This is a genomic window from Acinetobacter sp. CWB-B33 (genome assembly GCF_039655955.1).
In the GTDB taxonomy this organism is placed as follows: Bacteria; Pseudomonadota; Gammaproteobacteria; order Pseudomonadales; family Moraxellaceae; genus Acinetobacter; species Acinetobacter bouvetii.
The window spans coordinates 158,039-172,848 of record NZ_JAGFEU010000006.1 but is presented as its reverse complement, the minus strand read 5'-3'; the positions used below and the strand labels follow the sequence as shown (position 1 = coordinate 172,848).

Below are 14,810 nucleotides of genomic sequence, written 5' to 3'. Positions count from 1 at the left end.
TTAAAACCAAACTCAATCAATTCAATCAAGTCTTTGTTTCTTAAGAAGTTTTAATCTTCATCACCGCCGATGGATGTGCATTCTACAGCATTTCCTACCCCATGCAACCCTATTTTTTAATTTGCTTGATTGAGTGCTTAAATTTCAAACCATAAAAACAATAAACTGCTGATAATTATGCATAAATTAATTAAAATTAGTTTTCACCAATCGCTTTTGCATCTAAATAAGCCAGAATCATCATCGATAACTCCAACTTAAGCTGCTGTTCTGTAATAAGAAAGTTATTATTGCTGACATAGCGCATCATAGTAAACAGGGTACTGTTGATAATCACAAAAGAGCGGTTTTTCAAAGTTTCAAAGTCCCAGTGCCGGTAATAGCGGTTAAATAAGTACATGCCAACTTCAAAAAAGTGCTTTTCCAAAACCTGAGATGCACCTGAATGACTATACACATGCCAATGTTTCAATATTTCAATTAAAAAACCCTGATCTGCTTTGAGCATGTCAAAACCGAATTGAATGGTCAGCGGAATGATGTCATGAATTTCCTGATCACCCTGCTCAACCACCGCCTGCTTCAGCGCTATGCCCAGCTGTTCTGATTTGCGGAGCAGCAGCTCCTCAACAATCTGCTCTTTATTTTCAAAATATTGATAGATCGATCCCACACTCACCCCAGAGCGCTCTGCAATTTTGGGCGTGGTCAGATAAATCAGCCCCTCTTGCGCAATGCACTGCTGCGCTGCCTGCAAGACATGCTCCACAATTATTTTAGCTCTCTGCTGCTGCGGTTGTTTTCTCATCATTATGACCTGCGCCGCCTGAAATGGAATGCGAATTGAATGCGAATAAATATTCATATTACTGTTGAATTAAACAACAGCAATAAGGCTATCTGCAATGACCCTTCAAATACCTAAGCGCTTGGCGACATTTCAGCAAATGCAAAGGAGTGATGCGCTGACTCAGCTGCTGAACCATTTTACAGCAAAGCCTTTAGCGCCCTCTTATGCAGAATATCTGCGCCTGAATAAAGCCCTCAATTCTGGCGATGCGGCTATGGATGCTGTTGTGGATTGGGTAATGCAGAACCCGAAACGCAACCGTCCATTGTTTGAGGCCGCTTTGTTTCAAGGCCTGGCGCAGCTTCCAGAATCCATTCCCGAACTGACCGATTTCTTCCAGCATGCGGCGCACAAGCCCGATTGGCTGGATGAGGAAAAAATGGATCGCGCCCTGCAATTCACCCATCAGCTGGGAATCAACAATGGCTTTGTACTGAGGGATTTGTCCCTGATGGCTGGCTATTTATTTCCCGGGTTCAATCAACCGTTAATGATGACGGGCGCTTTAAACAAACAGGCAGGCACGCGCTTAGCCGAAACCACAAAATGGTGGATCGACATTACCGAACCTGACGGATTGAAGCGATATGGCGCGGGGTTCACATCGACGATTTATGTCCGCTTTATCCATGCGCTGGTGCGGGCTCATCTGAAAAAAAATCCCAAATGGGATGCTGACACTTGGGGGCTGCCGATCAATCAATTTGACCTTGCGATGACCAATTTAGCATTCAGCAGCGTGGTCTTGATTGGCATTCGGGCGCTGGGCATCTTTCCTTCTCAGCAGGATACTGAAAACTTTTTGCATTTCTGGCGCTATATCGGCTGGCTGATGGGAGTGGATGAGCAATGGCTGATTGCCAAAGAAAGTGAGGGCTGGCGCTTGCTGTACTGGATGCAGTTTGCCCACCCCAAATCGGATGACAGCAGCTGTGCGCTGGGCACCAGCCTGTCTAAAGAGCCTTTTGAACGGCAGTACCGCTATTTGCGCCCTTTGCAGCAAAAACTTGCCTATCGGCAGCATTTAGAATTGACTCAGTTTTTCATTGGCAAAAAACGCATGCAATGTTTAGGCTTGAAACCGCAAACGGCTTCCTGGTTTGCTTACTATTTGATTGCGCGGAATGTGGTGCTGTACAGCGGCGCAAAACGATTGCCCGCCCTGCAGCAAAAATTGATCCAGAAAGGCCGCGAAATACAAAAGCTGGGCTTGGCCTTATATCAAAGCAAAGCCAAACAGCTGGCCAGCATGCATCAATAGCGCGCAGCGTGATCAAAAAAGCAGAGCGGATGCCCTGCTTTTTTTAATTTTTCAAAATAATGAACTTAGAATTTCATTGAAATCCGCGCCCAATAATTGCGCCCAATATTATTGAATTGTTCATTGCTGGCAAAACCAAAACCTGAACTTCCGGCTTTATTTAAATGTTCGGTGTAGGTTTTATCTAAAACGTTATCTACGCCAACAGCGACATCAACATCTTGCATTAAGTTGTAAGAAGCATTTAACGCCAGCGTGCTAAACGCTTTGCTCTCATTCATATCATAGCCCACGATATTGCCTTGGTTCAAGCTAATACGGTCTTGTTTCGCCACCACACGCCACAGCATGCCCAAGGTATATTTATCTTGAACATAGCGCAGATTAAAGCGTCCTTCTAACGGCGCGATTTGCGGCAATGCTTTGTTGTCTGTGGTGTTTTCGCCCCATGCATACATGGCGCTCACATCCGCCTGAATGGCATCGCTAAATTGATAGCCCAATCCGGCTTCCGCCCCTGCAATGGTGGCATCGATATTTTTCGCCCCGGCACTGAAGCTTGAGCCATGACCATGCCCGCCTGAGGTTGGATGATTATGATAGCTCATTAAAATATAGTCATTAATCAAACCTGCATACGCTGAAACCCATGAATTGAATGCGCCATGCTGATGCTGATAGCCCATATCCAGCTGCAAGGTTTTTTCCGTATCCAAATCATTGAAAGTAGGTTTTGGCATGCCTGAATTACCATGCGCTGTACTGAACAGCTCCCAATAATCAGGGACACGCTCAACATAACCTAAGCCAATATAGCTTTTCGCATCATGCTCAGGATGTTGATTTTCCAGACGGATAAAGCCACTCGGCAACGTTTCTGAACGGTCATCATTGAGCTTCAGCGCCTCAATTTTGACTTGGTCAAGTCGGGCGCCTGTCACCAGCTTTGAATTTTCACTCCATTGATAGCCGAGTTCACCAAATGCACCATAGGACTGGAATTTCATATTGGTGGCCAATGGCATATCCATCATCAAGGATTTCATGCCTCCTGCGTGATGATTCTGCTGAGAGTCAATTCCAGTGATTAAATTCAGTTTATCCCACTCACTGGTCATGGCGAAACGGGCATTCAAAGTACGGCGGGTGACTTGCATTTCTGAAAGATTCGCTACCATTTGATGCGTCATCATGTCGTGTGTCATTGGTGGCGTTCTTAATCTAAAGTTATCCATGACATGGTCGTTATAACTATAGTTCACCTGCCCTTCAACTTTTTGAATAACATCCGTCAGGTTTTTCTTTTCAAAACGCAGTCCCAAGCTTTCACGGGCAAATTGTGAGCCATCCATAGAACGGCCTGCATATAAAGCCTCACCATCCGACTTTCCGCCCGTCAGCTCCAGCCACGTATTTTCATCGGGTGTCCAGCCCAGCGCGACATCTGCATTCCAGCGCTCCCAAGCGGAAGGCACTGTATTGCCATCGCCATCCTGATAACTATTCGATTCAGAACGATTGGCATTTAAACGGATATATTTCTTTTCATCCCCAAGCGTTGTTTCTACATTATGATCCAGGCGCCCAAAAGAGCCAATCAGCACGCTGGCTTGACCTTGATAAGGCTTGGCAGCGCTCAGCTCCGGTTTTTGCCGTTCAAAAATCACTGTCGCTGCAGAACCCGTATTGGCATATTGCACCGTTTGCGGGCCTTTAATTACCGAAATCCGGTCATAGCTTTCAGGGGAAATATACGACGTTGGCGCATCCATGCGGTTTGGGCAAGCGCCTAAATTCTCAGAGCCATCCGCCAATACTTTAATGCGCGAACCGAACATGCCACGGAAGGTCACATCACTGTTGGTGCCGCCATTTTTAATCGCGCTGAACCCCATAATGCTTTGCAGATAATCTGCCCCGTCAGTCGCCGGCACAGGCTGAATCGGCTGCTTGGGATCGGCAATCACAATCAATCCATTGGCATCACTGCCCTGCTGTGATGTCACCACGATTGGTGCCAGCGTTTGCACGGCGTGTGCTTCCATTTTATTATCAGATGAATTTGCCCATGCAGCAGAAGTACACGCGACAGCAATTGCAGCCGCCAAAGGCTGTAAAAAAAATTGTGGCTGAGCCATTTTTAAATCTCACTTAAAACATAAATACAACTGGGCTGGAGCCAACCAAGACCCTTAAATTTTTAAAACGTTGATTTATGCAAAAAGCGGCGGCGCCCTGCCTTGAGGCAGCAGAAACAGGCGCTGCAGCGCAAACCAGACATGCGCAAATGCCTGCTGGAAAGCCGCTAAGCGGATTTGAATGCGGTCTAAGACTTCTTTGATATCCAGTTCAGGCGGTAAAACCAGATTGCCGTATACCGTACAGTACTGGCATTGATGGCCTGCATCATGATCATGGCCAGCAGATTTAGAAATCTCGGCATGGTCTGCCTGTACAGCCATGTGATGGGCAGCATGATGCGCCGATGAGGTCTGCGAAGAGTGCTGATGCGGAGAATCTAATAAAAGTGCACGCGTAATGGTTTCACAGACCGGCGCAATTTGATATTGCGTCGGAAGCAAAGGCTGTAGAAAAACAGCAATCTGTAAAAATACCGCTGTAAAGGACAGCAGCAGGCCGCTACGCAGAAACAAAGGCAAATCCTAAAATTTGTCGGCGATAATTATAGCAAAGCCCAATTAAAATTGGGCTTTATACTGTCTTTTTTTAAAGAAAAATCGAATGGAAAGTTTAGCGCTTTACGGCAACCTGATCTTTTTGGCGCTGGCGAACCGTTTTTTCCACTTTTTCACGGGCGCGCTGGCGTTTGAGCGGAGACAGATAATCCACAAAAAGTTTGCCGTTTAAGTGATCCATTTCATGCTGAATGCAAACTGCGAGAAGTCCGTCAGCTTCCAGCTCAAAAGACTCGCCATTCAGATCTACTGCATCTATTTTTACACGTGACGGACGCGAAACTTTATCGTATATTTGAGGCACTGACAGGCAGCCCTCTTCATACGGCTGCGTCTCTTGCGTCAATGGCGTAATTTTGGGGTTAATAAACACCATGGGTTCATCTTTATTTTCAGATAAATCCATGACAATCAGCTGAATATGTTGATCTACTTGAGTTGCTGCCAAGCCAATGCCTGGCGCTTCATACATGGTTTCAAACATGTCTGCTGCCAACTGACGAATTTCATCAGTAACTTCTTCGACTGGTTTTGCAATGGTACGAAGACGGGGATCAGGGAAACTTAAAATAGGTAATAAGGCCATACGACGTCCTCACTTATGCCATTGATCAAAAAACAAAATGAAGGAATGCTTCATCAAAAAATTGTGTGTAATATCGTTATTATAACGCAACTGCATACATAATTTTAGGAATTATGATAATGAAAAAGGTTTTGAAGGGCATGCCAACTTTTAGTGCCTTGGGGTTTAAAAAACAATTATTAGCGCTTGCCGTCTGCCTAAGCATTGGGGCTGGCATCGCCAGCGTTGCTGAAGCAGCGCCTGCCCGTAATGTCAATCCGCCCGCATTGAAAGCTGGCGCGCCGCAAGTGTATGTGGTGAAAAAAGGCGATACGCTGTGGGGTATTTCCAAAAAATTCTTGAAAAATCCAGTCCGCTGGCCTGAAATTTGGGCAAGCAATAAACACGTCAAAAACCCGCACTGGATTTTCCCTGGTGACCGTTTATTGATGTGCACTCATAACGGCAAGCCACTCATCGGCAAAGATGAAGGCGATGGCTGTGAAGGCATTATCCGCCGCTATACGGGCGACACTAAAATGCAGCCTCAGGTGCGTATTGAATCACTGAACAATGCGATTCCTGTCATTCCACTGGCACACATTGAAAAATGGCTGGAACGCAGCATAGTGATCTCTCCTGAAGCCTTAGAAAATACCCCGTATATTGTAGGTGCTGCAGATGAACGTGTACTGGCTGCGAAAGGCCAAACTGTTTATGTCCGCGGCAATGGCTTAACAGTGGGGCAGCGCTATGCTGTCTACCGTGAAGGCGAACCGTATACCTTAACTGATGCAAACGGCAAAAAATATAAGGCTGGCTTAGAATTAATTCAAGTGGCATCAGGTGTCGCTGTACGCGGTGAAAATGATATCACCACACTGGAACTGACGGATACCTACAATGAGGAAGTCCGCCGCGGTGACCGCGTTCTGCCTGAATATGACCCAATGCTGCCAACCTTGTTCTATCCAGCCAATGCAGAGAATGTCACTGCGGGCGGCAGCATAATCCGTGTCCAAGGATCTATTGGCATGGCGGCTGCGAACAGTGTCGTGACGATTGACCGCGGCGCATTGCAAGGTGTGCAGACTGGCCACGTATTCAGCGTAAATCAAAAGGGGCAAATAGTTAATGACCCTCAAACCAGAGAAAAAATCCAGCTCCCAGGCCAGCGGGTTGGAACAATTATGGTTTTCAAAACTTTTGACAACCTTAGTTATGCTTATGTCTTAGACAGTGATTTGCCAATCAAAGTCGGCGCCAGCATTCAGCCTCCGCTTTTGGATGAATAATCCGCCATAGGTTAACAATATGCTGAATCCGTTATCACAAGTGCAACTTGAAACACTCACCTTGTGGTATCTGGTTCAGCATTCGCTGTCCAGCTTCTACAAAATTCACTCGCACTATCCTCAGCTTTCTGAAGCGCTTCGATCCAATCAATTTCCCACATGGCAAGCCTTAGGCATTCATAAAAATCATCTGCAGCGCTTTCAGGAATTTCATACGGCAGAAGGCCAGAAAAAGTTTCAGCAGTGCCTGCATGCTGTTGAATACAGCTGTGATTTTCTTATCACCCATACAGAAACAGATTATCCGCAGCAGCTGCAGCCCTACAGCGATAAACCGCCTATTCTTTTTGGACAAGGCGAAATACAAGCACTGCATCAGCCTCAAGTCGCCATTGTCGGCAGCCGCAAGCCCAGCCCGCATGGCCGGCAGGTGGCTTATGATTTTGCTTTTTACTTAAGCGAACAAGGCTTTTATATCAACAGCGGACTCGCGCAAGGCATCGATGAAGCCGCCCACCAAGCCGCTTTAAAGCATCAGCGCACCATTGCCGTGATGGGAACAGGCCTGGATCAAACTTATCCTTCTCAGCATCAAGCCTTAAGACAGGATATCCTGAGCAATGGCGGCGCCGTTATTTCCGAATTCCTGCCGAATACTCCTCCCTTGCAGCATCATTTCCCGCGGCGCAACCGCATTGTCAGCGGCCTCAGCTTAGGCGTTATTGTGGCTGAAGCCACCTTGAAAAGCGGCTCACTGATCACAGCAAAAATAGCCGCCGAACAAGGCAAAGCTGTTTTTGCCATTCCAGGCCATATTTACGGCGACTTCCATCAAGGCTGCCATCAGCTGATCCGCGAAGGCGCAATTCTCATTGACCACCCTCTGCAGGTCATTGAAGACCTTGCCCTGCCGACACAATGGCAATCTGCTACAAAAAAACCTGCGGCACCCGAAAACATGCAGGAACCGATTGGCATCCCTGAACATCTGCAGGCCTTATACCAGCAGCTGGATTGGTCTGGACAAACTTTGGATCAGCTCGCGCTTTTAACCCAGCTGGATGCGGCTGCACTGACCAGCCAACTCATGGAATTAGAATTATTGGGGCTCGCAATGCAGCAGGCTGGATGCTATCTGCGTTGCCGTTCCGGAAAATAGGGTTCACAATAGCCTCTTTATTTTCATTAAGGTTAAATTCTCATGATTACCACCTCTGTGGCCGAAGCAGCCGATTGTCTAAAAAAAGGGCAGGTCTTGGCATATCCTACAGAGGCAGTTTGGGGCTTAGGCTGTGACCCGTTTAACGAAAAGGCATTCCGTGAAATTTTAAGGCTGAAACAGCGCCCGATTGAAAAAGGCGTGATTTTACTGGCCGCCAATGTTGCGCAAGTTGAACATTTACTGACAGGACTCAGCCCTGAAATAAAGGAAGAAGTCATTGCATCATGGAGCCGCCGCTCACCAGCTGAACGCGCCACCACATGGCTGCTGCCGGCAGGAGGGCATATTCCCAGCTGGATTAAAGGCAGCCATTCTAAAGTCGCGGTTCGCGTCACCACCCACTCGCTCTGCGCAGCCTTATGCCATGCCTTTAATGGCTTTATTGTATCAACCAGCGCCAATCCCGCAGGGCTTGAGCCAGCGCGCTCCTTGCAGGAAGCCAGCCAATATTTTGCCAATGAGCTGAACTATTTGAACGGCGATTTAGGCTTAAGCCAAGAGCCCAGCAAAATTATTGATGCAGAAACAGGTGAAATCATCCGCGCATAAATGCCGATGACGGCAGCAGGCCTTGTCAGGCAAAAAAAAGCTCAGCCATATAGAAATGGCTGAGCATAAAAAAGGATGTGCAAAAAATCACATCCAGAGGGTCTGGAAAATCTAGCAAAAAACAGTCAACATCAGGCACCGTTTTCAGTGGCATTATTATGTGATAAAGCCCTCTGCCAAACAAATAGATTTTTTCTATTAATAAAAAGCTTAAAGTTATTAATTTAAGATGAAAAACAGCAGTTTATTCAAAATATATGCCTATTTTTGATCATATTATTAGAAAAACAAAGACAATTTTAATCTTTGTAGCGCTATATTTTATATCTTGCTTCTGCTGAACAGTTACAAAAAAATATTTAATTTTTTCTGTCATTGCCTCTATTCGGCCATCAACTTAACTCTTGCCGGCGCCTTTTTCTGTGCCAACAGCACGCCCAGAATGGCCAAAGCGGTCCCTATACTGTGATAAGCCGTCCACTGCTCCCCCAGCCAGCAATAAGCAATCGCCGCCGTTACAATCGGCATCAGGTTCATAAAGATGCTGGTTTGATTCGGCCCCAAATATTGAATCGAAAGCATCCAAAGCAATGGCGCTGCCAGCGAGGGGAACATCCCCGCGTACAGTACACTCCAGACATTCTGCGCATTTATGGCATCCAGCCCAAAGTACAGCACAAACGGCAAATGGTACAGCAAGGCAAAAAAGATCTGAACATAGACACTGATAAATAGAGGAATTTTAAGCTGCCATTTCTTTAGAAGCACCCCATAAAAAGCATAGAAAAAAACGGCAGCCAGCATAATCGCATCGCCCGCATGGCCGCCTAAAGACAGCAGATTTGCCCAGTGCCCTTTTGCAATAACCAGCAGCAAGCCAGAAAAAGAAATCAGGCAGCCCAGCAAGGCAAAGCGGTTCGGCCATTCTTTTAAAATAAAAACGGACACTAAAATCGTAAAGACGGGAATAAAGGCATTGATAATGCCCATATTGGTTGCAGTGGTATAATGCGCAGCGCTGTAGCTGAGCCCCTGATACAGCACCATTCCAAAAGCGGCCAGTACCGCAAGCTGCTTCCAGTGCTGCTGAATTAAAGCGCGGTTTTTATACAGCTGCGGCAGCATAAAAGGCGTTAACATAATAAACGCCACCAGCCAGCGGTAAAAACTGATGCTGACTGGAGAAATATACTCCGTCACATAACGGGTAACCGCAATATTCAGCGACCAAATAAACACGGAAAGCAGCGGCAGCAAGACTGCCCAGCGCATCATTTTAGGATTGTGTTGCATAGAATCATTCTTTCAGCAATTTCTGTTTTTTATTGTGCGCAATGTCGCATATAAATGAAATATTGAAGTTCAGACAATGATATTGTTAAAGCGACATTCTTCCGCACCGCGCCCGGACTATAGAACATGATTGAGCAGATTGAACAGCGTATTGAGATCAGCCAGTCTTTTTATGAAAAAGATGAAGAAGTTCATCCTCATAGCTGCATATGGGGCGATTTTAACATGAGCCTCGATGGAATTTTGGAATATGAAGTCAATGGCAGAAAATTATGGTCTCCGCCCAGTTACGGCATTTGGATTCCGCCCCGCGTAGCGCATCACTCCATTGCTGTCGATCAGCACACTACCCATTATGCCGTAATCCGCTTAGACCCTGAATTATGTGAAAATTTTTCCGTAAAGCCTGAAATGCTCAGTGTATCGGTATTTTTCAGGCAATTGATTTTAGAAGCGTTTCATGTACAGCAGCAGGGCCATTTGCATTATTTCCGCCACCTGCTGCAGGTTATTTTAGATCAGCTGAGCAGTGCGCCAAAGCATCATCATTATCTGCCGCAAACCCATCATCCGGCGCTCAAGCCCATCTTAGAGAACTTAGCCGCTCCTGCTTTATTTCAGAAAAGCCTGCGGCAGGTATTAGAGCCTTTTGCCATAAGCGAAAGGCAGCTTCACCGTATCAGCCAGGCAGAGCTGCAGCTCAGCTTATCGGAATGGCGCAGCCGCGCCAAACTGCTGTATGCCATCATGCAGCTGCGGCAGGGAAAATCCATTAAAGCCCTCAGTTTTGAACTGGGATATCAGCATAGTTCCAATTTTATTGAATTTTTTAAACGCTATACAGGCCAGACACCGGCTCAGTTCAAATCTTGCGCTGCGCCAAAGCCGCTCCAGAAATTGCCATAAGCGCGGCACAGGCATAATAGGCCATTCATCACTCCGCTGCATATCGGGTAGCCACCCTATTCAGCACCCAAATCAACGCCGGCATCATAGGAACACTGTAAGCCCCTATAAAATATGCAGATTATTCCGCTATGTTGCATCTGCTTCTTATTATTGACGCACTTAAAGCCCGATTCAAATCATACATCACGATATTAACTGCCTGATTTTATGAATTTTACGGCAGTTCGGCGCTGCGCATACAAAAATTATCAAAACCTGAGGCTTCAACACTTGCCGCCTGCAAGTTTTCCAGTTAAAACATTGCAATCAAAACGCAAATAATCAGGATCATTGCATGGCCGCTTCAGTTTACAACATCCCTGTCAAAACCATTGACGGCGCAGAAACCACACTCAATCAATATCAAGGCAAAGTGCTGCTGATTGTGAATGTCGCGTCTAAATGCGGCTTAACCCCGCAATATGAAGGCTTGGAACAGCTGTATAAGGACAAAAAAGCGGAAGGCTTGGAAATTTTAGGCTTTCCGGCAAACAACTTTTTAGCGCAGGAGCCTGGGTCAGATGAAGAAATTCAGCAATTCTGTTCTTTAAATTATCAGGTTGATTTTCCGCTTTTCTCAAAAATTTCAGTCGCAGGTGAAGACAAGCACCCGCTGTATCAAACCTTAACGGCTGCCATTCCAGATCGCACCGGTGAAGGCCCGTGGAAAAAAGACTTGATTGATTACGGCCTGACGCCCAATGAGCCGCCAGAAGTGCTGTGGAACTTTGAAAAATTCTTGGTGAATAAGCAAGGTGAGATTGTTGCGCGCTTTGCGCCAGATATCAAAGCAGATGATGCCCGCATTGTAGATGCCGTCAATGCAGAATTGGCAAAATAAATAAACCGCAGACAGCCTTGTTAAAGTTATCAATTAAAGACTTTAATAAGGCTGTATCAAAGATATAAACCTCAATATAATTTTTAATTATCATAATAAGATAAAATACACATTTTATTCACTATTTTAATTAAGCAGCAACAGTTCATTCCATTTTTATCTGCAAATCAGTTATATGCTGAAGCTATCGAGAAACAGACGCAGTCAAAAACAGGTGAACCTATGAATACATTAATAAAAGCAATTGTGCTGTCGATTTCAACAGCGTTCGTGGCTGCACCTGCAATGGCTGCACCGCAAAATAGCCAAAACCATCAGCCTCAGGCCGCGCATAATCACGAAGCGCCTGTAAAACATCAGGCGCAGCAGCATAAAAACGCGGTGAATCCATCGCATGACTGGCATGCAGGGCAAAAAGTTCCAAGCCAGTACCGAGGCAATAGTTACAAAGTTGACCACAGCAAGTATAAAAAATTAGCCAAGCCGGGCAAAAACCAGCAATGGATTAAAGTAAATAGCGATTATATTTTAATCAATGTTATGACTCATTCAATCATCAAAATTATTGGCGGTTAATCGCCATCACGGGATTGCCCAAGAGCGCTTCGGCGCTCTTTTTTGTTATCGCTTTGCAGCAATCTATTTTGAATCCACATTTCATCCCTATATTCAACCTAAGACCCAATAAATTGATACAGAGTTTAAAAGCGAATGAAGAAATTCCTGCAAGGCGCCATCCTACCTTTCAGTATTTTTGCAGCCGGCATGGCATTGCTGGGCTGCGATCAAGCCGCTTCACCTGAAAATACCCGCGCTGAGCAGACTCAAATTGAAACTGAACAATCCGAAGGCATTCAGTCCGCTGCGGATGACGATGCGCCTGCTCCGCAAACCGAGCTGAAAAGCGGCAATATGTTCTATCTTATCCGCGATGTAGCAGACCTGCAGCTGAAAGCCGGCGGCTATGTGGAACAGCTGCAGCAGACTCAAGCAGAGCTTCAAAGCGCTGTCGATCTAAAGGATCATGAAAAACTGCAGCACAGCGCCGCCCAGCTGCAAAAACAGCTCACTGGATTCAACCAGGCCTTAAGCAGTGTTCATTTAAAAACGCAGGAAATCTCTGATATCCGCAAAAATATTCTTTCCGCCAATGAGGACGTGCTGAATTCACCTTTCCTGAACGGTCAAGTAGATTTAAGCAAAGTAGATTTGAAAAAAATTGAGCAGCAAATGGTTTCAATCCAATCCGAAATGGTTAAATTGGCTGGCATGCTGATTTCACAAGGACAGGATAAGCAAGCTCAGGAAAGCTAGCATTCCAAGCCACTCAGGCCAATTCATGAACACTGAATTGGCCTGAGTGTGAGTGAAATTGACGGTTAAAGCCTCATATCAATGACAATGCGGCCATCAATTTTGCCCTGCTCCATCCGGTGGAAAATATCATTAATATTTTCTAATGCTTCGACATGAATATGCGCTTTCACCTTACCGCGCGCCGCAATATCCAGCGCCTCTTTCAAGTCTAAACGTGTTCCGACAATTGAGCCGCGTACCGTAATGCCTTCAAGCACCATATTAAAAATAGATAAGTCGAATGTGCCAGGCGGCAGACCATTCAAGACCATCGTGCCGCCGCGGCGGACAATGGCAACGGCTTGTTCAAATGCTTTCGGGGATACCGCGGTCACCAGCACGCCATGACACCCCTCGCCGCCTGTAGCTTTGAGCACTTCTTCTTTCACATCCGCTTTCAGCGCATTAATGGCAACATCGGCACCCAAGTTTTTGGCCAGCTCAATTTTACTGTCATCAACATCAATGGCGACCACATTAAAGCCCATGGTTTTGGCATACTGAATAGCCACATGGCCCAAACCGCCAATTCCGGAAATGGCAACCCAATCCCCTGTTTTGGCCTCCGTCATTTTTAAGCCTTTATAGACCGTCACGCCGGCGCATAAAATCGGCGCAATTTCCAGCAGATCCACACCTTCAGGAATCACTCCGACATAATCACCATCTGCCAGGCAATATTCGGCAAAACTGCCGTTGACGGAATAGCCTGAATTTTGTTGCTTTTTACATAACGTTTCCCAGCCTGCATAGCAATGATCGCAATGGCCGCAGGCTGAATAAAGCCATGGAACACCCACAATATCACCGGCTGTTAAATGCTCAATCCCCTCACCGACCTCAATGACTTCGCCCACACCTTCATGTCCCGGAATAAAAGGCAACGTCGGTTTCACTGGCCAATCGCCATGCATCGCATGCAGATCGGTATGGCAAACCCCTGTGGCAATCATCTTGACCAGTACTTTTCCTGGACTGATTTTAGGAATTTCGACCTCTTGTAATTGCAACGGCTGATTAAATTCAGTGACTACCGCTGCTTTCATCGTATTCGCCATTATGCTGTTCTCCATATTCAAAATATCAAGAAAGTTCTTTTTTTAAGAACCGTTTTTCAACTATATAGAATATATAAATTATCAAAAGTGGCGGATTTGTAGCGGATTTGATGATTTTAGATGCCTCCTCTTGCAATTCTCTTGCAAGCCGCATTGTTACCGCAGCACAAGTTTAAATTAGGACTTTTAAAGTCTGTTCAGCTTTAGAAACTGCAGCATCATTAATCGTCCTTGCCCAATGCCCAACGAAGATGCAATTATATGCAGCGTATTCAAATGAATTGTTTTGACGTGCTTAATTATGATTAAAAAGCCAGCTTAAACAGTATCTTAAATATAAAACCGCTTTCGAATAGTGAAGGTGGCCTTTCTAAAGGGAATGCACGTGCAACTCAGCAAAGCTAAAATCATCCAGTTTAAATAAAGGCTTGAATAAAGCTTTTAGAACCCGCATTGCGGGCAATGGGCAATTCTCGACTATTCCCGAATTGGCCTCAGAGTTTATTCCGCCTTTAGGCTGTGCCGCCATGTTCTGTACGCGGCATGCATCGCTTGACGTTCATACGATTTTACCAATCGGCTTTCCATCGCTGAAAAATCGCCTTTATATGCAGCGGCTACCATCGTTTTTGCCAGCTCTTGAATACTGACTCGTCCACGGTGTTCATATTGCTGTACTTCTTCATGGGTCAGTTCAACATCCCAGCATGACACCACTGAGCTCATATCGACAGCAATGCTTAAATAATAGTGGTCAAAGTCTTGGTACAGTTCCCAAAAGTGCGGTTCAAAGTCGATAAGGTTCATGAGAGAAACTTTGTGAAAATAATGAATTTAACTTAATGCATGGGATGAATAAAATATATGCCACTTTAG

The 14,810-nt window shown here is 45.7% G+C and carries 15 protein-coding genes; 8 read left to right on the top strand and 7 right to left on the bottom strand.

From position 1 onward, the window contains the following. Nucleotides 1-196: 196 nt before the first annotated feature. Nucleotides 197-808, bottom strand: coding sequence for a TetR/AcrR family transcriptional regulator (locus tag JZ784_RS15570; RefSeq protein WP_026253479.1), 612 nt, complete (start codon nt 806-808; stop codon nt 197-199). Between the two features lie 97 nt (nt 809-905). Here JZ784_RS15570 and JZ784_RS15565 point away from each other — a divergent pair, with 97 nt between their 5' ends. Continuing rightward, nucleotides 906-2,111, top strand: a complete 1,206-nt coding sequence (locus JZ784_RS15565) for an oxygenase MpaB family protein (RefSeq protein WP_346315486.1) — start codon at nt 906-908, stop codon at nt 2,109-2,111. A 65-nt stretch (nt 2,112-2,176) separates the two neighbouring features. On the opposite strand, the gene JZ784_RS15560 is transcribed toward JZ784_RS15565, so the two are convergent. From JZ784_RS15560 to def, 3 genes are all read right to left on the bottom strand, one after another. Continuing rightward, nucleotides 2,177-4,249 (bottom strand): TonB-dependent copper receptor, encoded by a 2,073-nt coding sequence (locus JZ784_RS15560; RefSeq protein WP_346315485.1) that lies wholly within the window; start codon nt 4,247-4,249, stop codon nt 2,177-2,179. A 75-nt stretch (nt 4,250-4,324) separates the two neighbouring features. After that, on the bottom strand, nt 4,325-4,765 hold the full coding sequence (locus JZ784_RS15555; RefSeq protein ID WP_346315484.1) for a DUF2946 family protein: 441 nt from the start codon (nt 4,763-4,765) through the stop codon (nt 4,325-4,327). Nucleotides 4,766-4,862: 97 nt separating this feature from the next. Next, nucleotides 4,863-5,393, bottom strand: coding sequence for a peptide deformylase (def, locus tag JZ784_RS15550; RefSeq protein ID WP_005012041.1), 531 nt, complete (start codon nt 5,391-5,393; stop codon nt 4,863-4,865). A 119-nt stretch (nt 5,394-5,512) separates the two neighbouring features. Here def and JZ784_RS15545 point away from each other — a divergent pair, with 119 nt between their 5' ends. The 3 genes from JZ784_RS15545 to JZ784_RS15535 are packed head-to-tail and all read left to right on the top strand — an operon-like array spanning nt 5,513 to nt 8,438. Further along, entirely contained in the window at nt 5,513-6,667 is a 1,155-nt protein-coding gene (locus tag JZ784_RS15545; RefSeq protein WP_346315483.1) for a LysM peptidoglycan-binding domain-containing protein, read from the top strand. 19 nt (nt 6,668-6,686) lie between these two features. After that, a complete protein-coding gene (gene dprA / locus JZ784_RS15540; RefSeq protein ID WP_346315482.1) occupies nt 6,687-7,826 on the top strand; it encodes a DNA-processing protein DprA in 1,140 nt (379 codons plus the stop codon). Between the two features lie 42 nt (nt 7,827-7,868). After that, nucleotides 7,869-8,438 carry a Sua5/YciO/YrdC/YwlC family protein gene (locus JZ784_RS15535; protein WP_005012046.1) on the top strand — a complete coding sequence of 190 codons (570 nt, stop codon included), beginning with the start codon at nt 7,869-7,871 and terminating at the stop codon, nt 8,436-8,438. Nucleotides 8,439-8,819: 381 nt separating this feature from the next. Here the strand turns inward: JZ784_RS15535 and JZ784_RS15530 are convergent, their stop codons facing one another. After that, a complete protein-coding gene (locus tag JZ784_RS15530) occupies nt 8,820-9,731 on the bottom strand; it encodes a DMT family transporter (RefSeq protein ID WP_346315481.1) in 912 nt (303 codons plus the stop codon). Nucleotides 9,732-9,857: 126 nt separating this feature from the next. Between JZ784_RS15530 and JZ784_RS15525 the strand changes: the two genes are divergently transcribed. From JZ784_RS15525 to JZ784_RS15510, 4 genes are all read left to right on the top strand, one after another. Further along, on the top strand, nt 9,858-10,637 hold the full coding sequence (locus JZ784_RS15525; protein ID WP_346315480.1) for an AraC family transcriptional regulator: 780 nt from the start codon (nt 9,858-9,860) through the stop codon (nt 10,635-10,637). Between the two features lie 337 nt (nt 10,638-10,974). Then, complete coding sequence (locus JZ784_RS15520; RefSeq protein ID WP_130145555.1) at nt 10,975-11,520, top strand: glutathione peroxidase; 546 nt, start codon at nt 10,975-10,977, stop codon at nt 11,518-11,520. 222 nt (nt 11,521-11,742) lie between these two features. Then, nucleotides 11,743-12,096 (top strand): RcnB family protein, encoded by a 354-nt coding sequence (locus JZ784_RS15515; RefSeq protein WP_346315479.1) that lies wholly within the window; start codon nt 11,743-11,745, stop codon nt 12,094-12,096. A 135-nt stretch (nt 12,097-12,231) separates the two neighbouring features. Then, a complete protein-coding gene (locus tag JZ784_RS15510) occupies nt 12,232-12,834 on the top strand; it encodes a hypothetical protein (protein ID WP_346315478.1) in 603 nt (200 codons plus the stop codon). Between the two features lie 65 nt (nt 12,835-12,899). Here JZ784_RS15510 and adhP read toward each other — a convergent pair whose 3' ends face one another. Both adhP and JZ784_RS15500 read right to left on the bottom strand, forming a co-directional pair. Beyond that, nucleotides 12,900-13,934, bottom strand: coding sequence for an alcohol dehydrogenase AdhP (gene adhP, locus JZ784_RS15505; protein WP_346315477.1), 1,035 nt, complete (start codon nt 13,932-13,934; stop codon nt 12,900-12,902). Nucleotides 13,935-14,435: 501 nt separating this feature from the next. Next, entirely contained in the window at nt 14,436-14,741 is a 306-nt protein-coding gene (locus JZ784_RS15500; protein WP_346315476.1) for a hypothetical protein, read from the bottom strand. Between the last annotated feature and the right edge of the window lie 69 nt (nt 14,742-14,810).